We start from the raw sequence: 23785 nt of genomic DNA on the forward strand, positions 1-23785 counted from the left end.
CGCCAAAACCCCGTAAACGATTCTGGACGGTCGCCAGCACCGAAACAGAAGATGCTACCGGCATCGACACCAAACACCAAGGAGCACCGCATGACAAGATCACGTTCAACCGCCAAGCAGGCCGGGTCAGCTTTTGAGCAGCTCGTCGCTGATGGGCTCGCCAACGCGCTGGGGAATCCGGACATCGACCGGGCGCCGCGTAAAGGCTCCAAGGACATCGGGGATGTGGCCAACGTACGGCACCTGAACGGGGAGCGCATCGCGGTGGAAACGAAGGACTACGGAGGGAAGCTGGAGCCCACCACCTGGACGCGTGAAGCCTCTGTCGAAGCTGTGAACTACCGGGCGCTGTGCGGGATCGTCGTCGCTAAGAGACGCGGGACGCGGAAGTTTGAAGACCAATGGGTGCTGATGACGGGCGCGGATCTTATTTCACTGCTCACCGGCGATCGATCTGAGCATGTCGTAAACCTTATTCTTGACGCCGCGACTGACAAGCAAGGTGTGGCCTAACCTCATGGGCTGCTACGCGACACGCCGTGGACACGCCGACGATGGGTCTTCCAAAGTCGCGCGTGTAGTGCGATACTTGAAACACGCAACACAACACTTCCAGCATCAAAGTTGAGGGGAACATCATGGATCCGAAGAGAGTACCGAAGCCGGCCAGTGGCGCTGACGTTGCAAAGCTGCACCGTCAAAAGCGCCTGGCATCCGCCGCGTTCGCTGACGCTGACCGGGCCTACGACGAAGCACTCCGGGTCTTCGAGTCCGCCGTCATCCGCAAAGACGCGGCCCGTAAGAACCTCGCCGCCGCAAACGACGCCTACTACGCCGCAAAATCCGAAACAGAAGGACTCTGACCATGAACACCACCATCATCCCGGAACGCCTCGCACAGCTGAACGACGGCGCCATCGTCCTGGACTCCAGCTCGCACATGGACTTCGAAGAGGGCCACTGCGCTATGGAGGTCGTTGCCTGGCTGGCCGGTGAGGGGCACACTGACGCCCCGGTGTGTGCGTCCCCTGTCTTGCGCCGCTACACAATCACGTTGAATGACCGGTGGGATGACGAACGCCGCCAGTCCCTCGCCCCGTTCCTGCCGCGCATGGTGGGCACCGCCGGCGACGGGCTAGACGAGGAACGCCAGAGGATCGCCACCCGCTATCTCGTGACCAACCTGTTGGGTCCGTGGTTGCGGCTCGCCGGCATGCATGACGATGCCGATATGCTCGCGTCGTTCGTCGCACTCCCGGTGGCCGAGTTGGTGTTGAAGCTCCGGGAGATCCGTAACCGGGCGTGGAAGAAGCGCGACGAGAGCCGGGCCGAGCTGCGGCGCAAGGTTGAGGCGAAGGTACGCGAACGATACGCGGAGCAGGGGAAGCCTGTCGCTGCCGCTGTCGCTGTCGCTGCCGCTGTCGCTGACGCTGTCGCTGACGCTGCCGCTGTCGCTGACGCTGTCGCTGACGCTGCCGCTGTCGCTGTCGCTGCCGCTGACGCTGCCGCTGACGCTGCCGCTGCCGCTGACGCTGCCGCTGACGCTGACGCTGCCGCTGCCGCTGACGCTGCCGCTGCCGCTGCCGCTGACGCTGCCGCTGCCGCTGCCGCTGTCGCTGACGCTGCCGCTGCCGCTGTCGCTGACGCTGACGCTGACGCTGCCGCTGTCGCTGTCGCTGCCGCTGTCGCTGACGCTGCCGCTGCCGCTGTCGCTGACGCTGACGCTGACGCTGCCGCTGTCGCTGTCGCTGTCGCTGCCGCTGACGCTGCCGCTGACGCTGACGCTGCCGCTGACGCTGCCGCTGACGCTGACGCTGCCGCTGCCGCTGACGCTGCCGCTGCCGCTGCCGCTGACGCTGCCGCTGCCGCTGCCGCTGTCGCTGACGCTGCCGCTGCCGCTGTCGCTGACGCTGACGCCCCGTACGACACCTGGGGTACTAGCTACAACGCCGCATACAAAGCAGCCCGCACCTACTACGCCGAGCACCCCGAACTCTTCGCCCGCATCAACGAACTCGCCGCCGAACAGCGCCCGATGGCACTCGAGCTCCTCGAACAGATGATCCGGCCAGTGTCATGATCGGCTGGTTCAGACGCCGGCGCCCGGCGCAGGTCCCAGCCCGGCCCGACTTCTCGGAGCGTTACATCGCCGCCCTGAACGGGTTCACGCCTGAAGAGTGGGAGGCCCTGCCCGAACTGGCCCGCAAGGACGCACGGGAGCACGTGGCATGGAAGATGGTGGGGGCATGAGCAACCTCCCGCACTACGCCACCGTCGAGACGTTCCCCTACAGCGGGGACACCGACTTCGAGCCGACGGTCAAGTTCGAATGCCCATGGAAGTACGGCGAATGCCACTTCTACCCCGACTGCCACTGCGAATCGTGGGACGCAGACCACCTAAGGAGAGCGGGCGTCGGCCACGAACGCGTCTGGCACGAGGAGTGTTGGATGCAGGGATGGTTCGATAGCGAGTGCGGCGCCAGCTACGAAGGCGACGACGCCGACGACATGAACGACAGCCACCTCCCGAACGGTATGAACCGGGCGGGCTGGATCACCGCAACATGGGAGTACGAATACGTCGGCTGGGAGTTCAAGCCATGACCCGCACGGAGTACGCCGCGCAACTCCCGAACCGTGTCATCTACATGCACGACTTCCTGGCCTCCAAGGTCCGCGACTTCATGACCGAATACGGCACGGCGGCCCCGCTCCAACTCGTCACCCGACAATGGGTGGGCGACACGCACGGCAAGTGGGAGGCGGCCGCATGACCGCGGTTGAGCGTATGCGTTCCGACCTCAGGTATGCGGACAGCTACCGAAACCGTGCCGGTGCACTGGACGGGCTTGGGATGCTCCTCGAGTGCGAAACGCCCGGAACCGTGAGCGAGGTATCCGTGAAGGGCGGGCGGTGGTTCCGCCGAACCCTTGGCGGGATCTTCAAGAGCCACAACCCGGACGACGACGGGAAACGGGAAATCATCCTGTCCACGGATGAGCGCCGGGAGTTCGCGGATTGGTGCAAGGAGCGTGCCGCGAAGTTGCGGCAAAAGGCAGACGAAATTGAGGCTCGACTAACGACCACGGAGGCATCATGACCATGACCATGACGGAGACCGAAGCTGAGATGGCGATCCGGCAAGCGTTGCATGAGCTCGACGTGCAGCGCGGGAACGGTGTGTTCAACATCCCGGTACTGAGACGCATCCTCGAGCAGGGTATGCACCACGAACCGGAGCGGCTCGTGCGGCGGCCGGTGTCCCAGGCGTCGGACCTGCTGGGCTTGGACGATACGGGCGGGCACTGATTTAGTGCCGGAAACACGCAAGTTGCATGCTGGCACTGGTAGAATGGTCCCCATGACCAAAACGTTGCCGGAGGCGCGGCGCTGCAAACGCGCGTGCTGCTGGACGCCCTACGCGTGCGCACGCCAATACGGCTGCCGCTGCCACGCCGAACCCATCGGCAACCTCTCCGCCCGGATCAGGCTTGAGGACTTCCTTGACAGCTTGGGGGACGACGAATGAGCGAAGAGCAACGCGTCAAGGACTACCTGGCCAGCTTCGGCCTTGAATCCAACACGGTGGAGACGACCATCGAATGGGGCGTCGAGATGAATGCCACCATGCTCGGCAAGCCCATTACCAAGGTCTTCCAATGGCGTGACCGGGCCGAAGCTGAGAACGACGCCGCCTACCGGAACACCCTGTCATTCGTAAACTGGGCCCGCGTCGTCTCTCGTGAGGTCACCGCTACACCTTGGGAGGAAGTGTGATCACCCGCGCCGCCCTTGTCATTGCCGCCGGCGCCGCTGCCGGTGCTGTTCTCGCCCGCCTCCACCCCAAGCCCACGCCCAAGCCCGTGACCCGCTCCATCACCACGTACACGGAGCATGACGCCGCGAACATCCACACCACACCCGCGCCCGTTGAGCCCGCGCACTGGATGAACGTCATGACCCGCAACAACACCGGGATCTACACCGCGTACCGCCGCCACGGCTTCGATGACGACCAGGCATACAACCTCATGTGCATCCACATCGCAGGCACCTACCTGCAGGGCGGGCGAAAATGACCTGCCCTGTGGACGGTAAGCCACTCATCAACAACGCCGTCATCTGTTCGGACTGCACCAACGCTATTGACCGGGCGCTCGGTGACCTTGACTGGCTCCTCGACGAGCTCGACACGACCATGACCCGGCAAACGAAGACCCGGCCAGCACGCGGGAACCATGCCAGCGACGGGCCGCCCATGCCGTACAACGTGAGGGCGTCCGACACGGCACGGGACCTCCGTATCCTGCTCAAGGACTGGGTGTCACTCGTGGCCGAGGGCCTCGCGGCTGAGGGGAAGTTCGTTGCCCTGCCCACCCCGGCGACGGCGAAGACCCTCTCATCCTGGCTGATGCACCACGTGACCTGGCTCAGCCGCCACGCGGCCGCCCCGGACGCGTACTCCGAGATCGTCGGCGCCGTGAACAACATCCGCCGGACCATCGACATCGCCCCCGACGTCCGCTACATCGGCCCCTGCTACTCCGTGATTAACAACGTCGAATGCCCCGAAACCCTGTACGGCATCGAAGGCCAGGATGACGTCAAGTGCCGGACCTGCGGGACCGTCTGGGACGCACGGGCCCGGACCCTCGAAGCGCTCGCCCACGCCGAAAAAGTAGCCCAAGACGCCACCACCCTCTCCAGATCCTTCGCCCTCAAAGGCATCGCCCTCGACACCGACCGGATCAAAAAATGGGGCCAGAGAGGGCACCTCCACCGCCACGGGACATCCCACCGCGGCTACCCCACCTACATCGTCGCCCACGTCGCCAGACTCGTAACCCTCTACGAAGCCGGCACCAAACTCACCCCATGGCCCACAGAAACGGAAGTCCCCGCATGAAAAAACTAATCGCCATCTTCGCGTGCGCCGCGGCGCTGCTGCTGACCGCATGCACGCCCGCCGCCCAGACCGCCTCGGACAACCTGTCCACGGCGGCCGACAACTTCGAGATAGAACGCCGCATCGTGTTCTTCAACGGCATCACCGACAAATACCTGCTGACCGTCGAAGGCCGATGCTCCATCAAGCCTGACGGGGGCAAGCTGGATGTCACGTGCAAGATCGGCCCCGACCAGTACAAGAAACACTTCCTCGGGCTGAGTGACAACGTGTCCTACTTTGTGGAACAGACCAAATCGGCGGACGTGAGCGTGTACCACTACCGGGTCATCTTCAAGCCAGAGAACATCGTGCCCGACCTCCAGATCGACGCGGGCAAACAGTGAACCAGACCTCAGGAATATCCTTCGCATCCGTGCTGGGCATCGTCTTCATCGTGCTCAAACTCTCCAACGTCATCACATGGTCATGGTGGTGGGTGCTCGCCCCGTTCTGGATTCCCGCCTGCATTGGACTGCTCATACTCGCCGTGATGCTGGTGGCTATGTGGATTGAGGAGGCGTCATGGCAAAAACGACGCCGCTAGAAGTAGTCGTCAAGGTGGAAGGCCTCGACCAGTTCAAGGACGCCATCACCGAAGCGCAGCACGCCGCGTGGCTGGAGGGCATGAACCACGTCCTGTCCTGGCTCGCGCTCCGGCAGTTCAGCGAGACGATGGCGAAAGACAACCCGCACGGGAGGAAGGCGTGATCCAGGACGCGAACGCCGCACGGCAGGTCATCAACATCCCGCCACAGCAGGGCATGACGACGCAGCCAGCAACGGTTGACTGTGCCGCTCTCGCGGCCGCCGTTGCCAAGGTGGCGGCCGCTGTAAGGGAGTCAAGCGAGCGCTTGGCGGAGCAGAGCCGGCGCATAGCGTGGAATCTGCAAATCATATTCGCCGACACCGAGCGTGAGCGCCGCCGGATCCGCCGCGATATGGCCCGCGCATACCGTAAGCCCGCACTGATTCACCGCGGAGGCAAGCCGTGAGGTATCAGGAGTTCCGCCGTCACGTGTGGATCCTCTGGCGTGAGGCCCGGCACCGGGACCCGATCCCGCCGGAGTACCGGGCGTGGATTGTTGCCCGGACGGTTGGGCGGGTTATGGAGGCGCAGTGGGCCCTTGACGCCAAAGCCGGGAAACTCACCGACGCAGCCACCGAACTAGGCCTCCACCTGCTCTACGACTACGCCCGACACTTCGACTCCACCGAACGGCTCCGGTTCGCGTTCTGGTGGCAACACGTCATGGAACACGGATTCAACGGCGACAACCCACTGGCCCACCTGCACAAGAAAGCGAGCGTGACGGTGTGAGCCGGGAGGATGAGCGCGAGCTGAATCGCAACGTCAAGGAATCGGGGCAGGCCTACATCAACGAGCTTGCGGCCTACCACCACGCCGTCAAGGCATTGGAGGAAGCTCAGCGCAGGCTCGCCGCCCAACGCAGACGCCTCGAGGATGCCCACGAGCACAATGAGCACTGGCTATACCGCCGGGCAGAATACAAGGAAGCAGTGGGCAAATGAGCGCCGACCTGTACGACGGCGACGGCTACCCGACGGACGAAGCCCTGGAGCGTCTGGAGCACTTCGAAGGCACCCCGGCCGAGATGGCTGAGTACGTCAAGTCCCTCATGAAGATGGGCGGCGCCAAGATCGAAGACTCCACCGACGACTGGGGAAGGCCACGCAAGCGGCTAACCCTGATCACCATGGGTTGGTCAGGGTGCGAGTCGGTCATCGGCGTCCTTCACAAGACCCTGTTCCACTTCGCCTACTGGCAGACCTCCGAACGCGGCGGCCTGTACACCTACGAAATCCCGCTGCTCACATGGGACTCTGTAGGGCCATGGGGCGACCCGACAGCCGACCTTGACGCCCACGGCCGCCAGGCGCGGGAATCGGTCGCCGCATGGCGGACAGGTCACCGCCACCCAGAGCCCGTGAAGTCAGCTGCCGCGAGCGAGCCTGACCGCCCCGAGCACCTGCCCCAGGGCAATAACTTCAGCTCCACCGAACGCCGGTCCAACTTCCTTGAACCCGACGAGCTGAACCAGCAGTACCGGCCCGGACCCTACGGCCGTGCCATCAGCCTGAAGTGGTGGCCTGCCAGTGGCTGAGTGTGCGAAGTGCGGGCAGGTGCACGGCGCGTGCGCTGCCCACAGTAAGCAGTCCGGCGGGCCGTGCCAGTCCGGCGAAGTCCTGCCGGGCGGGACAGTCTGCAGAGCCCACGGCGGCCATAGCCCACAGGCTATAAAAGCCGCGCGGGATCGTGAGTCCCGCCGGATCGTCACCGAACTCTACGAAGCCGACCCGCAAGCCGCCATTGCCGCGTACGGGGCTGAAGGGATTCAGGACCCGCTGGACATGCTCTCCCGCGTGACGGCCGGCGTCCTGCACACCATGGACGCCCTCGGCCAGCGCGTGAACTCCCTCGAAGAAATCCGGTACGAGAACGACAACGGCGGGGAGCAGATCCGCGCCGAACTCAAGCTCTACATGGCCGCCCAAGCGCAAGCAGGCAAGTTCCTGGACATGCTCATCAAATCCGGATTCGAAGAACGCCGCATCAAACTCGACGAACAGACCGCGTCCATGTTCGTCACCGCCATGCAACGCGTACTCGCCCGGCTGGAACTCACCCCCGAGCAGACGCTGCTGGTGGGAACCGTCATTCCTGAAGAGCTCCGGGCGCTCGATGCTTGAAATGGGCATAAAGAATGCTGGAAGTGTTGACAATTCCAGCCTGTCCCACTAAAGTTCCCAGTATGTAGAAGTGGCGAAGATTACCGATCGCCCTAGAAGCCGCCCGCCACCCCCCTCAGGTGGGCGGCTTCTTTCATGCCAGACCCCATGCCGCGAAAGGTGCCCTTTGAGCGTCTGTAAATACGCGGCCGCCGCCGGAGCATCACTCGCGAAATGGGAAGACCACCCCTCCCGCGAAGCCGCGATCCTCGCCGGCGTAGGAAAATCCACCGTCAACAACCACCGCACCAGCACGTGCGCCTGCAACGACACGACCGCCCGCAAAGACGCGGCGTCCGGCGAATCCGAAACTCACCACCCCGACGGCTCAGCCTCCTACACCAGGTTCAGTCAAAAACCGTGGGGCTTTGACGACTACTGCCAGTTCATCCGCTCCGTCGGCCAAGACCCCTCCATGGTCACCTTCACATGGGGATGGACGTCCAACCCTTCGGGCGGCTTCTGGAACAAACTCAACAACGTCCGCCCCATCGGCCCCGGTACTGACGGCGGACCCGCATGGCCTGTCATCCAGCCCGCGGCGCCCGTCCACGTCACCGTCACCGACGTGCCCACACGCCCGGTCAGGGACATGCGGCTCGCCATCAAGGGCGCCGACACCCAGATAGGCTACCGGGCCCTGCCGGACGGCAGCCTCGACCCGTTCCACGACGACGCCGCCATGAACGTCTTCATCGAAGTGTGCAGACGGTACCAGCCGGACAAGATCCAGATCCTCGGCGACTTCCTCGACCTCGCCAGCCAGGGCCGGTTCGCGCAGGAAGCATCCTTCGCCCAGACCACCCAGCTCGCCCTCAACGCCGGGCACGCGTTCCTCGCCACACTCCGCGCCGCATGCCCGAACGCTGAGATTGTTGTCATCGAAGGCAACCATGACAAGCGGATGCAAAACTTCATCGAAACGAACGCGGTTGCCGCGTTCGGTCTGAAGCGTGCCGGCCTGCCTGAGTCGTGGCCTGTCATGTCGTTGCCGTATCTCCTCCGCCTGGACGAGCTCAGCATCCAATATGTGGACGCCTACCCCGCCGCGACCGACTGGGACAACGACAACACCCGCAACATCCACGGCACCAAAGCCAACTCCCGCGGGTCAACGACAGCGCAGTACGTCACCGAACTCCCCCACCTGAACACGTGGGCCGGACACACGCACCGCGTCGAAGTGACCTACAGGTCCAGTACCGGGCCCCGCGGGCAAGCCGTCGAATCATACTCAGCGAACCCCGGCTGCCTCTGCCGCGTAGACGGCGCCGTGCCCAGTGTGAACGGCGCTATCGGTGCTGACGGGCACGCCGCGCACGTCATCGAGAACTGGCAGCAGGGCTTCGGCCTCGCCTACTACAACGACACCGAATCATGGCCGTTCGTGTACCGCATCCGCAACGGGCGCGCACTGATCGACGGCAACGACATCACCACCTAAACACCACCACCAACCAGGAGCACCACCATGACAATCCACGTCTCACCCACGAACGCGAGCATCCCGGTACGATCCTTCACAGAAGCTACCGGCTGGCACGTGGACGATGACGGCCGACTGCACGTCACCAAGTCCGGCGGCGGCAATATCGCCACCTTCCATCCCACCGCATGGGCCACGGTCGAGCGCGCCCCGGAGGCGGCCAAGTGAGGGTCTACCTCGCCGGCCCGATGAGGGGGATCAGGGACTTCAACTTCCCCGCGTTTGACCGGGCAGCTGCTGCGCTCCGTGAGTACGGCCATGAGGTCTTCAACCCGGCGGAGCGGGACCGCTCGGTTGGCTTCGACGCCACTGACAGGACCGGGAATGAGGACCTGGCGCTGGAGGGCTTTAGTCTCCGCGACGCGCTGGCCGCTGACACGGAGTACATCGCCAAGCACGCCGATGCTGTGGCGCTCCTGCCGCGCTGGGAGAAGTCCGCTGGTGTCGCAGCAGAGATTGCCCTGGCGCACGCGCTGGGGCTCCCGGTAGCGAAGTGGGATGACATCATAGTCTCCGCCGGCAGCGGGACCGCGCGCGACATCCGCCCGGAGATGCTGATCAAGTCCGACCGGGACCCCTCCGGGACCGTCCACGCTACCGGCGTCTACGCTGACGGGGAGATCCTCGCTGAGGGCCGTGTCGCGTTCGCCAAGTCGCTACTCAGCGATGGGCTGATCACTGAATCGGCGGCACGAGAGAACCTCGCCAAGAACGGATTCACTCCCGCGTTCACCAGCGACTCACCCACCGTCACGCTCTCGACTAGCGAAGTCCGCACCACGTCCGCCACGGGCGGGGAGAAGGGCACCAAGCCGGAACGGTACGACCTCATCCCCGTGGGCGCCCTCGCCCAGGTAGCCGCGCTCTACGGCCGCGGGGCAGCGAAGTACGCCGCCCACAACTGGCGCCGCGGGTATGAGTGGTCCAAGTCCTACGCCGCCCTCCAGCGTCACGCCACACAGTTCTGGAACGGCGAAGACAATGACGCCGAGATGGACCTGCCCCACATGGCGTCCGTCGCGTTCCACGCCCTCGCGCTCCTGACCTTCATGGAAGAGCAACGCGGCTTTGATGACCGGTACACGCCGGGAACAGCTGTACCTGAGTGACCGATAAGTAGGAACTCAGGGAAAAGCCACCGAACTTGTGATGCCGGTAAACACTTGGGCCGGAACGGGTGCCCTATCCGAGAAGGGGTTAGGTGGTCAATGATGTGTAGCTCAGTTGGCAGAGCAATGGATTGTTAATCCATCGGCCGCAGGTTCGAGTCCTGCCTCATCAGCATGGAACGGTCAAAGGGCCGGTCAGGCTCCGCACGCCACAGTCTCACCCATAGGCTCCCTGCAGGGTGACATCGCCGTCGCAAAGGCTACGGAGCACCGTTCACAGTATTCCCCAGCCTAAGATGCCGGGGCGGGAGGCGCCCGTTACAGCGCCGCATATTCCCGGTGCACGCACAGATCCGGGCGGAGTCGGCAAACCTCGCGATACAAAAGGCCAAATTGTCCTCCCCACAGTGACCTTCCCGTGAGCACAGGTCCGAAGCGGAGAGTGACCAAAACCGGAACTCATCGCCCAAGCTCACCGGAACCCCAAAGAGCGGGCACCCTTTCCCCCACCACATCAGGAGCCACCATGGGTAACCCGATCTGCACATGCGGCACCGAAAAGGACGTCGTCCACGGCATCAGCGTCTGCTGCCACTGCGACGACGTGTGCCCTGACCGTGGCGGCTGCATCCTCTGCGGCACGTTCACGGTGGCACTGAACAAGCGGGTCACGACCGAGTACGCCAAGGACCGCCAGGGCCGCAATGGCTAAGGGTGACCGTGACCATCGCGGGCGTCTCGCGTCAACGAAGCGGTGCCCGGACTCGCAAGGCGGCGGCTGCAGCTACTGCGGCACCGGTGACGCCAAGCGCCCGGCACGCCGCAAGGCCCGTCATCTCGCCAAGGTGGAGATCCGCAGGGAAGCGCCGTGATCACCGGCCAGATCGGTTTGCGCCGGCACTCGACCGGTTTCGTCGGCTGGTGCATCGAGTGGGCGACCGACTCCAGCACTCACCATGTCGTGGTGGCGATCAGTGAAACCCATTGCGTGAGTGCCGAGCCGGGCGGGACCAGGCTGAGACTCATCAGCGACTACCCGTCGCTGGATTGGTCCGGTTTCGACCTGACGGACGCCCAGCGGGAAGCTATCGTCGCACTGGGCCTGGACGCCGTAGCCGGACAAATCCCGTACAACTACGCCATCTACCCGCCGCTGCTCTGGCAGCGCCTCACCGGGCACCGTGTCGCCGGGCCGGTATCCGACTGGCTGGCGCGGCGCCCCCACCAGAATTGCTCGCAGTCTGCAGATGACATCTACAACGCCGCGGGCATCCACCTCTTCCCCGACATCTCCCAACTGATCACCCCGGGAGACTTTGAAAGGCTCTATGTCCGCTTGGGATTCCTCGACTCCATGAGTCGAACCCCGTAGCAGAAAGGCGGCGCAGTGAATCCCGCATGGGCAACACTCGCCGCCAAAGCCTTCGAGCCAAGTGCCGGGCCCCGATTTTCTACCCCTGGCGACCTCGCTCACTTCCTCACCCCCAAGAGCGTCCAGACGCCTGCGCTGGACCTCATTGACCAGGTACTGATTGACGCGTACTCCAAGCCGGATTCGCGCACGATGATCTTCCTGGCACCTCAAGAAGGCAAATCTACCCGCGTCGCTGAAGTCTTCCCCGTATGGGCACTCTCCCAGTCGCCCGATACCCGCATTGTCATGGCCTCCTACGCCATGGGACTGGCCCGGCGTAACGGCAGGTTCATCCGCAGCCACATCGAGACGCATGGCAGAGACCTTGGCGTCAGCATCCGCCGCGACGTGTCCGCGCAGAACGAATGGCAGATCGACGGCCACGCGGGCGGACTGTTCGCCGTGGGCATTGGCGGCGGCCTAACCGGACGCGCCGCTGACCTGATGATCATTGATGACCCGCACTCCGGCATGACAACGGCGTCATCTGAGACGTACCAGAAACTCGCGTGGGACTGGTGGACGGGCACGGCACAGACCCGACTCGCCCCCGGCGCCCCCGTCATCCTCATCATGACCCGCTGGCATCAGCTGGACCTCGCCGGCCGTCTCCTCGCCGCTGAGGACGGGCACCTGTGGAACGTCGTGAACATCCCCGCCCAAGCCGACCACAACCCGGACAAGGGCGAATCGGACATCCTCGGCCGCGCCCCCGGCGAATGGCTTGAATCCACACGCGGCCGCACGGTCAAGCAGTGGGAAGCCCGCCGTAAGGGCACCCCGGCACGCGAGTGGAACGCCATGTACCAAGGGCGGCCCGCACCGTCTGAAGGTGGACTGTTCCCCCGCAAGGACTGGAAGTACTACGACCGGCCCCTATGGATCGAAGAGGGCGGCGTGTGCCGTACAACCGGTGGCGCCGATGAACTGATCCTCTCGTGGGACATGGCGTTCAAAGCCACCCAAAACAGTGACTACGTCGCCGGGCAGGTGTGGCTCAAGCGCGGCGCTGACGCGTACCTACTGGACCAGAAGCACGCACGGCTGACCTTCACGGAGACGCTGTCCGCATTCGAAGCCATGGTCGCCAAGTGGCCGCAGGCCTCCGCGAAGCTCGTGGAAGAGGCAGCCAACGGCGCGGCCATCATGGACTCGCTCAAGGGCAAGGTCCCCGGACTTATCCCCGTCAAAGCTCGGGAGTCGAAAGAGGCACGCGCCTCCGCCGTCACCCCGTTCATTGAGGCCGGCAACGTCCACCTTCCTCACGTCTCGCTCGCCCCATGGGTGGACGGACTCATTGAGGAAGCCGCCGCATTCCCGAACGGCGCACACGATGACCGCGTGGACGCCATGACCCAAGCCCTGAACCGGCTGTTCCTCCGCGGCGGCCAAGGCTCAGCGTTCCTGAACGCCATGAAAGCGCGCGCCGAAGCGAACGGCACGATCATCCCGACCAACTCACGCAACTGGCGCCAAGCGGCTGCCGACCTCAAAAACAACCCACAAACCGGAAGGTGACCCCTTGGGAATTATGGATCTCTTCCGCGACGGGCTGATCAAAAGGGCCGCAACACCCCAAGTCATCGGTGACGCCATGGCCCTGCAGGGCATGACGGGCAGCGCCGACATGGGCCCCGGCACGCCACTCACACCGGGCCGCGGCTACAGCATCCGGCCCCGTGCGACCGACTACCCCATCGGCGTCAACATATCCTCCCAGTCCCGGCACGCGTGGGGACGCACCGGCTACGACGTACTGCGCGAACTCATGCGCTCCTACGACATCGCCCAGATGTGCAAGAACCACAAGATCGATGAGCTCCGCTCCATGGAGCCCATGTTCACCCCGATGGACGGATTCAAGGGCGACGGGGAAGCCGCTGTCGCTGCTGCCCGCGCCGCCCTGTCGTTCCCTGACCGGGAACACTCCTGGGATGAGTGGCTGTCGCTGTGGCTGGACAACCTCCTAACGTTCGACTCCGGGCCCCTGTACCGGCGCCGTAACCGTGACGGGCAGATCATCGCCCTCGAAGTGGTGGACGGCTCCACGATCTACCCGCTGGTGGATGAGTTCGGCCGCCGCCCCATGGCACCCGCCCCCGCCTACCAGCAGGTCATCAAGGGCCAGTCGTCCGTGGACTTCACCGCGGAAGACATGACGTACGCCCGGTTCCGGCCGCAGACCGACTCGCCGTTCGGCATGGCGCCGCTCGAGTCGATCATGATGACCGTCAACACGGACATGCGCTTCCAGTGGCACCTGCTCCAGATGTTCACCGAAGGCTCGATCCCCGGCGGCTTCATGGAAGTCCCCCCGGACATTTCGAACCCGGATCAGGTCGCCGAGTGGCAGGACTACTGGGACGCGACGTTCATGGGGGACCAGGCGATCGCGCACAAGCTCGTCGCCGTTCCGAACGGTGCGAAGTTCACGGCCACGACCCCGGCCAGCTTCGACCCGGAGTTCCCCAAGTACCTTGCCATCAAGGTCGCAGCCGCGTTCGGTGTGATCCCGCAGGACCTGGGCCTGACCGACGACGTGAACCGGGCGACCGGCGAAACGCAGACCGACACCCAGTTCCGCGTCAACACCCTCCCGTGGGTGAACTTCGTCCAGTCGATTGTGACCCGCTACCTTCAGCATGACCTCGGCCTGCCCGTACAGCTGAAGCTCAAAACGGGACGCGATGAAGAGGACCGCCTCACTGAGGCGCAGGCGTGGAAGGTGTACATCGAGACGGGCATGGCGTCCGCTGATGAGGGCCGCGAGCAGATCCTCGGCCTGCCCGTGGACGCGAAGCGCCCGATGCCCCGTGGCATGGTCCTGCCCCGTCAGGGCTTCGTTCCGCTCGGTTCGCTGATCGCGGCGGCCGGGCAGGTTGACGCTGAGACGAAAGCCCCGGCAGAGGGCGCGGAACTGCCCGCAGCGCCGGCGCCGCTTCCGGTGGGTAAGTCACTCACCGCAGGCGTAACCTCGGCGACCGGCATCACGGGCATTGATCAGGTCAGCGACTGGACGATTGAAGACTTCGGATCGAAGGTCATGGCCGAGTTCGACCGCACCCAGGCGCTGAACAAGGCGGGCGTGACCGTCGCCGGTGCCGCCATCAAGGCGTCCGATACCGGCCGCGTCCTCATGATCCAGCGATACCTCGACCCGGAGGACCCTGCCGCGGGCCGGTGGGAGTTCCCCGGCGGCCACCTCGACGGGGACGAAACCCCGGAGGCGGCGGCCATCCGCGAATGGGAGGAAGAAACCGGGCTCGACTTCCCGGCAGACGCCAAACTGTCCGCCACCTGGACCACCCCGGACGGGAACTACTCCGGCCACGTCTTCAAGGTCCCCACCGAATCGGCTATCCCCATCAACACCGGCGACGGTGAAGACGGCGAAACCCTCGCATGGTTCGACCCGGCACACCTCGAAGGCTTCGCCGCGCTCCGTCAGGAACTCGCGGCGGACCTGCCCAGCGACGAACTCGCGAAGGCTGCCGCCCGTGAGCTGGCCAAGTTCCGCGCCTTCACCAAGGCGCGGGCCAAGACCGGCAAGTGGCGGGACTTCGAGTTCGAGTCCATCCCGGAGCCGGTCGCGAAGCACCTGAACGATCAGGCGCGGGCAGAGTTCGCTAAAGACGGGCCGCCGTTCGATGGGACTGATGCTGGCCCAAAAGCTGGTACGCCTAGCTGGCGGGATGAACCCCCAGTCCTGGCACCCCAGCACGCCGTAGACCTCGCCCTCACCGACTACTGGTCCCCGAAGGTCCAAGAGTCGCTGCTGAACATGTGGAAGGCGCAGGACCTCACCAACGCCGTCACGGCCGTGAACGGCATCGGGGACAAGGGCATGGACGTGTTCCGGCAGGTGGCCCGCCGGGCTCTCGCCGGAACGGTCCAGCCCTCCACCCTGAATCAGGTCATGTACGCCGCCTGGGCCGACGCGTACAACGTCGGGACCATGGCCGCCGACGTGCAGATGGGCAAGATCCCCACCGGCTGGGACGACTGGAAACCGGGCATGGCCGACTCCAACAAGGTCACCGCGCTCGGCTGGAAAGAAACCCTGGCCGACGCGGACATCACCCTCGGCGGCCTCAAGGACACGACCGTGAACAAGGTCGCCTACGCGATCGCTGACGGCGTGAACGCAGGCGAGTCGGTGGATGACATCGGCCGGGCACTCACCAAGATCATTGGCGATCCCAAACGCGCCGAACTCATCGCCCACACCGAGTCCGCCCGGATGCTCAACCAGTCCGCCATGTACCAGTACAAGGCAGCCGGCGTCACCCAATGGGACCTCGTCATCTCCGCCGGCGCCTGCCCCACCTGCAGCGCCATCGCAGCGGCGAACCCGCACGACGTCACCGACTCCCGGCAACCACCGATACACCCACGCTGCCGCTGCGCCGCCTCACCGCACTTTGAAGGGAAACCCGCCAATGGCTGACGAACAGCGATACCTCCTCGGCATCGCCTACCAGGCCGGGCCCGACCCGCGCATCGCCACCGGCGCCGACGGCTCCCGCGACTTCTTCAGCCCCGCAGAGCTGGAGAAAGCCGCGTGGGAGTTCGCCAAGTCCTCCCGCTCCATCGGCCTGTTCCATGAGAACGGATCCGAAGGGCACGCGGACGTCGTCGAGAGCTATATCTTCAGGGGCCCTGATTGGGACCTCGGCGACGGCGTCATCGTCAAGGCTGGCGACTGGCTCATCGGCGCAGTCCTTGATGAGCGCGCGTGGGACATGTACAAGTCCGGCGACATTACCGGGTTCTCCCCCCAAGGCACAGCCAAGCGCCGCCGACCAACCGACCCAGTGAAAGCTGACCAACCATGACCATCCCCGAAGATATGTCCGAACTGGTGGACGTGAGCATTGACCGGGTCGACCTAGTCGGCAAGGCCGCCAACGGCCACCGGATGCTGATCGCGAAGTCCACCGCCGGCACGCCGAACCTGATCAGCCCGGAAACCGTCCGCGACCTGATCAAGGAAGCTGACGCGGATCCTGCGCCGGCCGAGCTGGCCGTGTTCGAAGACCTCGCGTCGATCCTGAAGGCCGGGCGTGCACTGTCCAGCGCCAACGAATCCGCGCTCCGTAACGCAGCTGAAGCCATTCAAAAAGTACTCGCATCTCTCCCGGCCCCGGAAGAGGCCCCCGTAGAAAAGGAAACCCCCGTGGCCGAAGAAACCACAGCAGAAACCACCGTCGAAAAGGACGCAGCCGCAGCGATCATCGCTGACGTGCCGGTCCTCGAAGTCGCGAAGGGCGAAGAGCCCGGCGCTGTCGAAGAGGTCGAAAAGGCGGACTCCCTCCTGGCCGTCTACGACGCCAAGGGCAAGCTCATCGGCGTCATCAAGCCCAACGCCCTCACCATCGTTGACTCCGGCGACGCAGCCCCCACCGACAAGCCCGCCGAAGCCCCCGCAGAGAAGGCCGAAGAGCCAGCTGCGGAAGAGCCGTTCGAAGAGGCCGCCGCCGAATCCGTCACCGAACCCGCCGACGAGATCCAGCCCGAAGATGGCGCCCCCGCCGAAGCCCTCGGCGACGACGAAGAGCTCATCCCCGGCACCGAAACTGTCAAGTCCCCGATCGGAAAATCGGCCGCGACTGAAACAACCGTCACACAGGCACCTGATGTTGCCGCACTGCTCAAAGAGGCCCTCGCCCCGCTGGTGGAGAAGATCGCGCACGCCGCCGATCTTGCCGACGAAGTGAAGGTCCTGAAGGAGCGCGTCGAAGCATACGGGCGTGAACCTGACGACCGGAAAAGCCCCCTCCTGAACGGGGCCACCGGAGAAGCCGGCATTGCCAAGCGCAGCGCCGACAACGACGAACTGACCACCCTGGCCAAGTCCGTCGAACTCGCCAAGGAATCGGGCGACCCGACGAAGCTCGCGAATGCCCAGCAGGCCCTCGCGTTCGCGTCGATCCTTGACCGTTTCCAGCACTAACCCCACGCCCCCACCGCCCCGAAAGGCTCCCGCCGTGAACCACGACGAAACCACCCTCGAAACCCTCAACCTGATCAAGGCGCAGACCGCCGGCGTCACCTCCGGCACCGGCCTCGTCGGTGTTGACCTGACCGAACTCGTGTCGCTCATCCCGGTCAACACCCCGTTCCTTGACTCCATCCCCCGCAAGGCCACCACGGACGGCGCCAAGTTCTGCCAGTGGCGTGTCCTGACGGACATCAACAACCTGCAGGCTGACCCCGGCACCGCGTTCGACTTCGCCGCACCACTGGCCCTGCTCAACGAGCTCGACGTCTCCGCCCCGTACGGCAAGATCGGTTACGGCTACACGGTCACCGAAGACGCCATCGACCTCGCCAAGGGCTACGCCAACGCGCACGCCATCGCGGTCATGAACGCCATGAACCAGTACAAGATCGGCGCCGACCGCAAGCTCCTCGGCGGCCAGGTCTTCGCACTGCCGACCCCGGCGACCCCGACGGTCACCACGTCGACCACGGGCGGCTCCATCGCCGCAACCACGGCCGTCAACGTGAAGGTAGCGGCACGCACCGGCTCGAACTTCAACTACGGCGGCTCCACCATCGCGTCCGCGCAGGGCACCGTCACCACCGGCGCTGGCACGACCAACTCCGCCGTCGCAACCGTGACCTCGATCCCCGGCGCCGTCGCCTACGACTGGTACGTGGCCAATTTCTACGTCACCACGACCACAGTGAACAAGGTGACCATCACTACGATCCCAACGGCACACGCTACGACCGTCCCGAACATTCCGGGCCTGTTCAGCACCGCGCCGTCTGCCGTTCCCGTGGCCGACTCCTCGGCCAAGGCCACGGACTTCAACGGCCTGCTCGCCACCCTCGCAGGTGACTACGCTACCGGCGGCGCAACGGGCCTCGTGACCCGCGGCTCCGGCGTGAGCTCCGGCGCGACGTTCCAGTCCCTCGACGGGGCCGCGTTCACCAGCTCGGGCCAGTCCATCAACGAACTGGACGCGCTGTTCAGTGCCATGTTCAACAAGATCCAGGCATCCCCATCCCGCCTGCTTCTCGCTTCGCAGGAAGCGAACAGCATCTCCAAGCTGCTGCTCTCCTCCGCTGGTGGTGGAACGACGTTCCTGACCCCGAACGACAACGGCCGCAACAACATCACGGCCGGCGGCTACATCGGCTCCTACATCAACAAGGCAGCCGGAGGCGTTCCCGTCCCGCTGTTCGTCCAGCCGAACATGGCACCGGGCACTCTGGTCGCAGCGTCCGATTCCGGCGCTGCTTTCGCCGGGGCGAACATCTCCAACACCCTGGAGCTCCGCGACCTGCGAACCACGCAGGACTACCAGTACGCCACGAACCGCGCTGCTGGCGCCGGTGGTGGCCCGCGTAACGACGGCGAGGTCTACTCGACCTCCGCCCTCGTGAACCGTGCGCCTGTGGCGTTCGGCGTGATCTCCAATGTCGCCGCGTCCTAGCATGTCCTGAGTTGGTGCTGGCAGTGTCCATTTCGGGCACTGCCAGCACCGCTCAACACCCCCAACACTTCAGGAGCCAAGTTGTCAACGGTCACCCCCGCACCCAACGCGGCCACCTACTCCACCCGCAAAACCTATGTCACGTCCGCCGAGTTCAAGGCGGCACCTACCGGCGTTGACGTCTCCCAGCTCGTGCCCGGCGGGACCCCTGCAGCAAATGCGGCCGCCCTCGTGATGCAGCTGCAGCGGGCCAGTGCCTACGCCGACAACTACTGCCAGAAGGTTATCGCCGCGACCGTCGATGTGCAGGCGGGCCAGTACCGTGTGCAGCGTGACAAGGCCCTCGGCGCCGTGATCAAGGTCCCGCTGGACAACACCCCGGTCATCGCCATCTCCGACATCCGTATCGGCCGGACGCCCGGCAGCATCACCCTGCAGCCCACCCCGGCGAACCTGTGGATTGGCCGCAAAGTCGTGACCATCCCGACGGCCGCCGCCCACGGTGACCACGTTTTCGCGCAGATCAGCTACGTGAACGGTTGGGCGAACACGGCGCTCACCGCCGCGGCCGCGCCCGGCGCCCTCAGCATCACTGTCGCGTCCTCGCTCGGCATCATGCCCGGCCAGCAGCTGAACATCCAGTCGCCGAACAACGCCGAAACACTGACCGTTTCGACGGCCTACATCCCGTCGAACGTCGCCATCAACACGCCCGTGCCCGTCACCACCCCCATCGTGGGCACGTACGGCATCGGCGACACCGTCACGGCGTTCCCGCAGGACATCAAGCAGGCCGTCATCCTGATCACCAAATCGCTGATCAAGACCCGCGGTTCAGAGTCCATCGTCATCGCGTCCACGACCTCGCAGCCGGACAGTGTCGAACGGCTCGAACGCGGCGTCACCTCCGACATGGACATGGCCCTTGACCTGCTCGCGCCCTACCGGCGCAGCGCCTGACCCCACATTCCGGGAGCCCCCTCATGTGGGGATACGTGGCGGGGCTCCCCACCCAACCTGAAGGACCGCCTTGAGCGCAACGACCATCACCGCCGCCATCCAGTCCTTCCTCGCTCCCACGGCGGGCCTGACGAAGCTGTACAAGGACGCCCCGTGGGAGATGTCCGGCGACAACTGGCAGTCCGCCGAGATCCCCGGCACGCCCGGTTTCATCCACCTGGACAACTCCAGCGAGTCGCGCATCGCGCTCGGCGGCGAGTTCGGCGGCAAGAAACAGGTCGATTACACCGTCTCGCTCGTGCTGCTGTACCAGTACCTGATTCCTTCCGATCTCGCCGGCGCCGACAAGGACGTCTGGGTGAATGGCCTGAACACCCTGCTGGATAACGTTGTGACCCGGATGCGCTCAGACCGTTCGTTCGGTTGCGCAGCGGCCGGCCCGATCTTTGAGGCTGGCAACCAGGATCAGGGCATTGCGATCAGCCGCGACCTGCCCCACTGGGACCACGGCGGCGGCAAGGTCCGGGCGTGGGTCCGGGTCGAGTTCAAGGTCACGGAGATCGTGAACGCCTGATGACCCGCGTCCGGTCCCGCCAAGCCGTCAGGGGCCACACGGGGAAGCGGGCCGTGAAGAGCCGGGCAGCACGCCGCAAGGTCAAGGTGGAGCGCCGTCACCACCGGCGCTACGCGGGAGTCTCCGGCGCCAAGCCACGGCTGACGCGCAAGAGTGCCAGACCCTCCGTCGCTTCCCGGCAGAAGGCGCAGCGCAGGCCGGCCGTGACCACTAAGCCCCGCACGTACCGCCGCCGCATCACCAAGCCAGCCCCCAAGGCGCCGCCGATCAGTGCCGCGTCCTACTTGTCCATGTTCTAGGAGAACCCCCGTCATGACCACATACCGCTTCACCGGCGCTTACCCGCGGATCCTGACCGGGCTCTCGCAGGGAGTCAACGCGCTCATCCTCCCCGCCGACCGCGACACGCCACCCTACGGCTCCACCATCGAGGCTCACCCCGGCGACTCACTCCAGACCGACGAGCCGTACGAGCACCCCGAGCTCAGCGAGGTCATCCCCGAGCCGCAGCCCACTCACGACGACGGCTCACCGATCCCCACACCAAAGCCGCCCAAACCCTCCCGCACATCCAACCCGGCGCCCGCCGACCCCACTGACAACTAAGGACCCCTGACATGCCTCCTACACCCCGTCCAGGGAGCCAGCAGTGGCTCGGACTCGCCAAGGAAATCACCTACGGCACCGCCGTCGCAACACCCACCATGTGGATTCCCGTTGACTCCCCCAAGTGGGACCCCAACGTCACGCCCCTGACTGACAACGCCCTCCGCGGCATGATGGCCACCGACTACGGCCAGACGCAGGGCATGCGCCACGACACCCTGTCCTACAAGACGATGCTCTACGCGGACACGATCATGCCGCACCTGCTCGCCATCCTCGGCGGCGCGGACACCGTCACATCCCTCACCGCCCCGGTCCTCACCCTCGGCGCGACCTCAACCACGGGCGGCACCCTCCCGGCCGGGGCGACCTACTGGAAGATCACGGCGACCGCCGCGAACGGTGAAGGCCTCGGCTCCAACGAAGTCACCGCCACCCTCACAGGCGCAACGTCCTCGCAGCCGCTCAGCTGGGTTGCGATCACCGGCGCGACCGGCTACAAGGTCTACCGGGGCACGGCCCCCGGCGCGGAGAACGTCCTCGTCGCCACCCTCGGCACCGTCACGTCCTACACTGACATCGGCGCCAACACGGGCACGGGCGCCCCACCCACCACCGCGGGTCACGTCCACGCCACGTCCCTGAACAACACCGCCAGCGCCACCCTCAACGGCCAGCCGCCCAGCTACACCGGATTCCTGTACCAGCTCGACGGCAAGGTTGTCCAGATCCCCGGCATGGTCATCTCCGACCTGAAGATCAGCATCAAGGCCAACACCCTCCCGACCGTCGACGCAACATGGATGGGCCTGCCGGGCGTGTTCATCAACGCACCGACGAACACCCCGTCCACAGTGCCGCCCATGCCGCCGTTCACCGCGACCATCACTGTCGGCGGAGTGAAGGCGACTCAGTACAGCGACTGCAGCCTCGACATCAAGCGCACCGCGGAAGCGATCCCGGTACTCAATGGCACCCAGTCGCCACTGGCGATCTTCGCCGGCCCTCTGACCGTGTCCGGCTCACTGCTGGCCATCTACGACGGCAGCGCAGATCAGGACCTCACGAACCTGCTCACGAATACACAGCCGACACTGGCCGTGTCGATCTACCAGCAGGGCGACGCATCGCACCCGCTGACGCTGCAGTGCTCCAAGATCGCCTACGACACCGCGTCCCCGTCCGGGTCGAACACGTCCTACGCGACCATCTCGTCTGGCTTCAAGTCCATCGCGAACGCCACGGACGCACTCGACGGCAAGCTCTCCCCGGTGCGGGCCAGCCTCGTGAACACCACCGTCACACCGTTCTAACCCCCCGCCGCGGCGGGCGCCCCTCACCGGGTGCCCGCCGCACCCCATATCCCCAGGAGTATCCCCATGACTACCGTTACCATCCCCGGCGGCACCGCTGAACTGTACGACCGCACCGAGCTCACCCCGCGGCGGCGGATCCCCGCGAAGGCCCTGCTCTACCGCGCTGACGACCTGCTCGCGAAGCTCTCCGTCGCCCGCACCGTCGAATCGCCGACCGGTGAGATTGAAGAGAACCCCAGCCTGACCGGCCCGGCGCTCCGCCTCACCCAGCACGAAGCGGAAACCCTCCAGCACCTGCAGTACGCCACCACATGGGGATGGCTGAAGTCGTGGACTCTCGACATTCCGCTCCCGGCCACATGGGAAGACCTCCTAGACATTCCCGGCGACATCACGGACGCCCTCAACGACGCCGTCGACAAGCTCAAGAGCCCCGACGTCGCCGCTGACTTCGAGATCAGCAAAGAGACGCTCGAAGATCCGGATTCTTTTACTGGGCGTCCCGGAGGATCCAAGACGCGATCCGGGGCGAGCGGCAAGCGTCGGAACTCTCGCCGGAATCACTGAACCTTCTCAAGGCACGGCTCTGGATCAAAACGTTCGGCGGCACTTACGCCGACTTCATGGACACCCCCGAATATGTCATTGAGATGCTCCTGAAGATCGAGGACATGTACCGGGCGCCGGCCGCCCCGCAGCCCCTCGGCAAGGACTTCACGCCCACCATCAGTTAGGCCCCCGCCAATGACCGAGATTGAGGCGTCATGGGTGGGCATGGAAGAGCTGCAGCGGGCGTTCGTTCGGGCAGGGGCGCAGGTTGACGCGGCCGCGAAAGCGAACGTCGCAGAAGCTTCGCTCCGCCTCATCAAGGACGCCCGCGGCAACTTCGAAGGCTCCCACAAAAAGGGCCAACCGCACGTCGGCGGGAACAAACCCAACGTCGTCACCGGCAACCTGCGCCGCTCCATCATGGGCGACGGCCTCTCACACCTTGCCATGGGCTCCTACGCCACGAAGGTAGCGCCGACCGCCAAGTACGGCCGCCGCGTCGAACTCGGTCTCGCACCCACCGGCGCCTACCCCTACTTCGGACCCGCGACCGCGAAGCTCCGCGACGAAATGGCGGGCATCTCCGCCGCGAACTGGGCCAAGCACATCAAATACTAAATAGCCCTGG

At 65.2% G+C, this 23785-nt stretch carries 38 protein-coding genes and 1 tRNA gene; all 39 read left to right on the top strand.

Annotated features, from left to right (window positions below; all coding sequences use genetic code 11):
- Positions 1–90 precede the first annotated feature (90 nt).
- The 39 genes from NG696_RS19555 to NG696_RS19745 all read left to right on the top strand — a co-directional run bounded on the left by NG696_RS19555 (position 91) and on the right by NG696_RS19745 (position 23775).
- Positions 91–513, top strand: coding sequence for a hypothetical protein (locus tag NG696_RS19555; RefSeq protein WP_252576465.1), 423 nt, complete (start codon positions 91–93; stop codon positions 511–513).
- 125 nt (positions 514–638) lie between these two features.
- Complete coding sequence (locus NG696_RS19560; protein ID WP_252576467.1) at positions 639–863, top strand: hypothetical protein; 225 nt, start codon at positions 639–641, stop codon at positions 861–863.
- 2 nt (positions 864–865) lie between these two features.
- A complete protein-coding gene (locus NG696_RS19565; RefSeq protein ID WP_252576468.1) occupies positions 866–2080 on the top strand; it encodes a hypothetical protein in 1215 nt (404 codons plus the stop codon).
- The gene (locus NG696_RS19570; protein WP_252576470.1) at positions 2077–2250 is read left to right on the top strand and encodes a hypothetical protein; all 174 of its coding nucleotides are present in this window, start codon (positions 2077–2079) and stop codon (positions 2248–2250) included. Before NG696_RS19565 ends, NG696_RS19570 begins: the two co-directional genes overlap by 4 nt.
- A complete protein-coding gene (locus NG696_RS19575; protein ID WP_252576472.1) occupies positions 2247–2606 on the top strand; it encodes a hypothetical protein in 360 nt (119 codons plus the stop codon). The genes NG696_RS19570 and NG696_RS19575 overlap by 4 nt, the downstream gene beginning before the upstream one ends.
- On the top strand, positions 2603–2776 hold the full coding sequence (locus NG696_RS19580) for a hypothetical protein (protein ID WP_252576474.1): 174 nt from the start codon (positions 2603–2605) through the stop codon (positions 2774–2776). The genes NG696_RS19575 and NG696_RS19580 overlap by 4 nt, the downstream gene beginning before the upstream one ends.
- The gene (locus NG696_RS19585) at positions 2773–3102 is read left to right on the top strand and encodes a hypothetical protein (RefSeq protein ID WP_252576475.1); all 330 of its coding nucleotides are present in this window, start codon (positions 2773–2775) and stop codon (positions 3100–3102) included. The genes NG696_RS19580 and NG696_RS19585 overlap by 4 nt, the downstream gene beginning before the upstream one ends.
- Positions 3099–3311, top strand: a complete 213-nt coding sequence (locus tag NG696_RS19590) for a hypothetical protein (RefSeq protein WP_252576476.1) — start codon at positions 3099–3101, stop codon at positions 3309–3311. Before NG696_RS19585 ends, NG696_RS19590 begins: the two co-directional genes overlap by 4 nt.
- A 52-nt stretch (positions 3312–3363) precedes the next feature.
- Positions 3364–3531, top strand: coding sequence for a hypothetical protein (locus NG696_RS19595; protein ID WP_252576477.1), 168 nt, complete (start codon positions 3364–3366; stop codon positions 3529–3531).
- Positions 3528–3779 carry a hypothetical protein gene (locus tag NG696_RS19600; protein ID WP_252576479.1) on the top strand — a complete coding sequence of 84 codons (252 nt, stop codon included), beginning with the start codon at positions 3528–3530 and terminating at the stop codon, positions 3777–3779. The genes NG696_RS19595 and NG696_RS19600 overlap by 4 nt, the downstream gene beginning before the upstream one ends.
- Positions 3776–4081: a hypothetical protein gene (locus tag NG696_RS19605; protein ID WP_252576481.1), complete on the top strand. Its 306-nt coding sequence runs from the start codon at positions 3776–3778 to the stop codon at positions 4079–4081. Before NG696_RS19600 ends, NG696_RS19605 begins: the two co-directional genes overlap by 4 nt.
- 8 nt (positions 4082–4089) lie before the next feature.
- Entirely contained in the window at positions 4090–4908 is an 819-nt protein-coding gene (locus NG696_RS19610; RefSeq protein ID WP_252576482.1) for a hypothetical protein, read from the top strand.
- On the top strand, positions 4905–5294 hold the full coding sequence (locus tag NG696_RS19615; RefSeq protein ID WP_252576483.1) for a beta-sandwich lipoprotein: 390 nt from the start codon (positions 4905–4907) through the stop codon (positions 5292–5294). The genes NG696_RS19610 and NG696_RS19615 overlap by 4 nt, the downstream gene beginning before the upstream one ends.
- Positions 5291–5494, top strand: coding sequence for a hypothetical protein (locus NG696_RS19620; protein ID WP_252576484.1), 204 nt, complete (start codon positions 5291–5293; stop codon positions 5492–5494). Before NG696_RS19615 ends, NG696_RS19620 begins: the two co-directional genes overlap by 4 nt.
- A complete protein-coding gene (locus NG696_RS19625; protein WP_252576485.1) occupies positions 5473–5658 on the top strand; it encodes a hypothetical protein in 186 nt (61 codons plus the stop codon). Before NG696_RS19620 ends, NG696_RS19625 begins: the two co-directional genes overlap by 22 nt.
- Entirely contained in the window at positions 5655–5942 is a 288-nt protein-coding gene (locus NG696_RS19630; RefSeq protein WP_252576487.1) for a hypothetical protein, read from the top strand. Before NG696_RS19625 ends, NG696_RS19630 begins: the two co-directional genes overlap by 4 nt.
- Positions 5939–6268, top strand: a complete 330-nt coding sequence (locus NG696_RS19635) for a hypothetical protein (RefSeq protein ID WP_252576488.1) — start codon at positions 5939–5941, stop codon at positions 6266–6268. Before NG696_RS19630 ends, NG696_RS19635 begins: the two co-directional genes overlap by 4 nt.
- Positions 6265–6480, top strand: coding sequence for a hypothetical protein (locus NG696_RS19640; protein ID WP_252576489.1), 216 nt, complete (start codon positions 6265–6267; stop codon positions 6478–6480). Before NG696_RS19635 ends, NG696_RS19640 begins: the two co-directional genes overlap by 4 nt.
- Positions 6477–7073, top strand: a complete 597-nt coding sequence (locus tag NG696_RS19645) for a hypothetical protein (RefSeq protein ID WP_252576490.1) — start codon at positions 6477–6479, stop codon at positions 7071–7073. The genes NG696_RS19640 and NG696_RS19645 overlap by 4 nt, the downstream gene beginning before the upstream one ends.
- A complete protein-coding gene (locus tag NG696_RS19650; RefSeq protein ID WP_252576491.1) occupies positions 7066–7659 on the top strand; it encodes a hypothetical protein in 594 nt (197 codons plus the stop codon). Before NG696_RS19645 ends, NG696_RS19650 begins: the two co-directional genes overlap by 8 nt.
- A 166-nt stretch (positions 7660–7825) precedes the next feature.
- A complete protein-coding gene (locus tag NG696_RS19655; protein WP_252576492.1) occupies positions 7826–9142 on the top strand; it encodes a hypothetical protein in 1317 nt (438 codons plus the stop codon).
- 27 nt (positions 9143–9169) lie between these two features.
- Positions 9170–9352, top strand: a complete 183-nt coding sequence (locus NG696_RS19660; RefSeq protein ID WP_252576493.1) for a hypothetical protein — start codon at positions 9170–9172, stop codon at positions 9350–9352.
- Complete coding sequence (locus NG696_RS19665) at positions 9349–10293, top strand: dATP/dGTP diphosphohydrolase domain-containing protein (protein WP_252576494.1); 945 nt, start codon at positions 9349–9351, stop codon at positions 10291–10293. The genes NG696_RS19660 and NG696_RS19665 overlap by 4 nt, the downstream gene beginning before the upstream one ends.
- Positions 10294–10393: 100 nt before the next feature.
- Positions 10394–10466: transfer RNA gene (locus NG696_RS19670), tRNA-Asn, on the top strand.
- Positions 10467–10819: 353 nt separating this feature from the next.
- A complete protein-coding gene (locus NG696_RS19675) occupies positions 10820–11005 on the top strand; it encodes a hypothetical protein (RefSeq protein WP_252576495.1) in 186 nt (61 codons plus the stop codon).
- Positions 10998–11165: a hypothetical protein gene (locus NG696_RS19680; protein WP_252576496.1), complete on the top strand. Its 168-nt coding sequence runs from the start codon at positions 10998–11000 to the stop codon at positions 11163–11165. The genes NG696_RS19675 and NG696_RS19680 overlap by 8 nt, the downstream gene beginning before the upstream one ends.
- Entirely contained in the window at positions 11162–11665 is a 504-nt protein-coding gene (locus tag NG696_RS19685) for a hypothetical protein (protein ID WP_252576497.1), read from the top strand. The genes NG696_RS19680 and NG696_RS19685 overlap by 4 nt, the downstream gene beginning before the upstream one ends.
- A 15-nt stretch (positions 11666–11680) precedes the next feature.
- Positions 11681–13225 (top strand): phage terminase large subunit, encoded by a 1545-nt coding sequence (gene terL, locus NG696_RS19690; RefSeq protein WP_252576498.1) that lies wholly within the window; start codon positions 11681–11683, stop codon positions 13223–13225.
- A 13-nt stretch (positions 13226–13238) separates the two neighbouring features.
- Positions 13239–16154 carry a phage portal protein gene (locus tag NG696_RS19695; RefSeq protein WP_252576604.1) on the top strand — a complete coding sequence of 972 codons (2916 nt, stop codon included), beginning with the start codon at positions 13239–13241 and terminating at the stop codon, positions 16152–16154.
- Complete coding sequence (locus tag NG696_RS19700) at positions 16147–16542, top strand: XkdF-like putative serine protease domain-containing protein (RefSeq protein WP_252576499.1); 396 nt, start codon at positions 16147–16149, stop codon at positions 16540–16542. The genes NG696_RS19695 and NG696_RS19700 overlap by 8 nt, the downstream gene beginning before the upstream one ends.
- Positions 16539–17660, top strand: coding sequence for a hypothetical protein (locus NG696_RS19705; protein WP_252576500.1), 1122 nt, complete (start codon positions 16539–16541; stop codon positions 17658–17660). Before NG696_RS19700 ends, NG696_RS19705 begins: the two co-directional genes overlap by 4 nt.
- Positions 17661–17694: 34 nt before the next feature.
- A complete protein-coding gene (locus tag NG696_RS19710; RefSeq protein WP_252576501.1) occupies positions 17695–19152 on the top strand; it encodes a hypothetical protein in 1458 nt (485 codons plus the stop codon).
- Positions 19153–19233: 81 nt separating this feature from the next.
- Positions 19234–20112: a hypothetical protein gene (locus NG696_RS19715; RefSeq protein WP_252576502.1), complete on the top strand. Its 879-nt coding sequence runs from the start codon at positions 19234–19236 to the stop codon at positions 20110–20112.
- A 70-nt stretch (positions 20113–20182) separates the two neighbouring features.
- Complete coding sequence (locus NG696_RS19720; RefSeq protein WP_252576503.1) at positions 20183–20686, top strand: hypothetical protein; 504 nt, start codon at positions 20183–20185, stop codon at positions 20684–20686.
- A gap of 53 nt (positions 20687–20739) precedes the next feature.
- A complete protein-coding gene (locus NG696_RS19725) occupies positions 20740–20985 on the top strand; it encodes a hypothetical protein (protein WP_252576504.1) in 246 nt (81 codons plus the stop codon).
- A gap of 13 nt (positions 20986–20998) precedes the next feature.
- On the top strand, positions 20999–21292 hold the full coding sequence (locus tag NG696_RS19730; protein WP_252576505.1) for a hypothetical protein: 294 nt from the start codon (positions 20999–21001) through the stop codon (positions 21290–21292).
- An 11-nt stretch (positions 21293–21303) separates the two neighbouring features.
- Complete coding sequence (locus NG696_RS19735; protein ID WP_252576506.1) at positions 21304–22605, top strand: phage tail tube protein; 1302 nt, start codon at positions 21304–21306, stop codon at positions 22603–22605.
- 66 nt (positions 22606–22671) lie between these two features.
- Positions 22672–23175 (top strand): hypothetical protein, encoded by a 504-nt coding sequence (locus tag NG696_RS19740; RefSeq protein ID WP_252576507.1) that lies wholly within the window; start codon positions 22672–22674, stop codon positions 23173–23175.
- Between the two features lie 177 nt (positions 23176–23352).
- Positions 23353–23775, top strand: a complete 423-nt coding sequence (locus NG696_RS19745; RefSeq protein ID WP_252576508.1) for a hypothetical protein — start codon at positions 23353–23355, stop codon at positions 23773–23775.
- Positions 23776–23785: the final 10 nt, after the last annotated feature.

It is taken from the genome of Pseudarthrobacter cellobiosi, assembly GCF_023913755.1.
Classification (GTDB): Bacteria; Actinomycetota; Actinomycetes; order Actinomycetales; family Micrococcaceae; genus Arthrobacter; species Arthrobacter cellobiosi.

Bases quoted from the DNA above. Each gene is read 5' to 3' on its own strand.
- NG696_RS19565 (WP_252576468.1), top strand. From the start codon at position 866: ATGAACACCACCATCATCCCGGAACGCCTCGCACAGCTGAACGACGGC.
- NG696_RS19555 (WP_252576465.1), top strand. From the start codon at position 91: ATGACAAGATCACGTTCAACCGCCAAGCAGGCCGGGTCAGCTTTTGAG.
- NG696_RS19745 (WP_252576508.1), top strand. From the start codon at position 23,353: ATGACCGAGATTGAGGCGTCATGGGTGGGCATGGAAGAGCTGCAGCGG.
- NG696_RS19625 (WP_252576485.1), top strand. From the start codon at position 5,473: ATGGCAAAAACGACGCCGCTAGAAGTAGTCGTCAAGGTGGAAGGCCTC.
- NG696_RS19735 (WP_252576506.1), top strand. From the start codon at position 21,304: ATGCCTCCTACACCCCGTCCAGGGAGCCAGCAGTGGCTCGGACTCGCC.
- NG696_RS19580 (WP_252576474.1), top strand. From the start codon at position 2,603: ATGACCCGCACGGAGTACGCCGCGCAACTCCCGAACCGTGTCATCTAC.
- NG696_RS19740 (WP_252576507.1), top strand. From the start codon at position 22,672: ATGACTACCGTTACCATCCCCGGCGGCACCGCTGAACTGTACGACCGC.
- NG696_RS19590 (WP_252576476.1), top strand. From the start codon at position 3,099: ATGACCATGACCATGACGGAGACCGAAGCTGAGATGGCGATCCGGCAA.
- NG696_RS19660 (WP_252576493.1), top strand. From the start codon at position 9,170: ATGACAATCCACGTCTCACCCACGAACGCGAGCATCCCGGTACGATCC.
- NG696_RS19730 (WP_252576505.1), top strand. From the start codon at position 20,999: ATGACCACATACCGCTTCACCGGCGCTTACCCGCGGATCCTGACCGGG.
- NG696_RS19700 (WP_252576499.1), top strand. From the start codon at position 16,147: ATGGCTGACGAACAGCGATACCTCCTCGGCATCGCCTACCAGGCCGGG.
- NG696_RS19570 (WP_252576470.1), top strand. From the start codon at position 2,077: ATGATCGGCTGGTTCAGACGCCGGCGCCCGGCGCAGGTCCCAGCCCGG.
- NG696_RS19560 (WP_252576467.1), top strand. From the start codon at position 639: ATGGATCCGAAGAGAGTACCGAAGCCGGCCAGTGGCGCTGACGTTGCA.
- NG696_RS19705 (WP_252576500.1), top strand. From the start codon at position 16,539: ATGACCATCCCCGAAGATATGTCCGAACTGGTGGACGTGAGCATTGAC.
- NG696_RS19600 (WP_252576479.1), top strand. From the start codon at position 3,528: ATGAGCGAAGAGCAACGCGTCAAGGACTACCTGGCCAGCTTCGGCCTT.
- NG696_RS19675 (WP_252576495.1), top strand. From the start codon at position 10,820: ATGGGTAACCCGATCTGCACATGCGGCACCGAAAAGGACGTCGTCCAC.
- NG696_RS19595 (WP_252576477.1), top strand. From the start codon at position 3,364: ATGACCAAAACGTTGCCGGAGGCGCGGCGCTGCAAACGCGCGTGCTGC.
- NG696_RS19585 (WP_252576475.1), top strand. From the start codon at position 2,773: ATGACCGCGGTTGAGCGTATGCGTTCCGACCTCAGGTATGCGGACAGC.
- NG696_RS19680 (WP_252576496.1), top strand. From the start codon at position 10,998: ATGGCTAAGGGTGACCGTGACCATCGCGGGCGTCTCGCGTCAACGAAG.
- NG696_RS19695 (WP_252576604.1), top strand. From the start codon at position 13,239: ATGGATCTCTTCCGCGACGGGCTGATCAAAAGGGCCGCAACACCCCAA.
- NG696_RS19645 (WP_252576490.1), top strand. From the start codon at position 6,477: ATGAGCGCCGACCTGTACGACGGCGACGGCTACCCGACGGACGAAGCC.
- NG696_RS19575 (WP_252576472.1), top strand. From the start codon at position 2,247: ATGAGCAACCTCCCGCACTACGCCACCGTCGAGACGTTCCCCTACAGC.
- NG696_RS19615 (WP_252576483.1), top strand. From the start codon at position 4,905: ATGAAAAAACTAATCGCCATCTTCGCGTGCGCCGCGGCGCTGCTGCTG.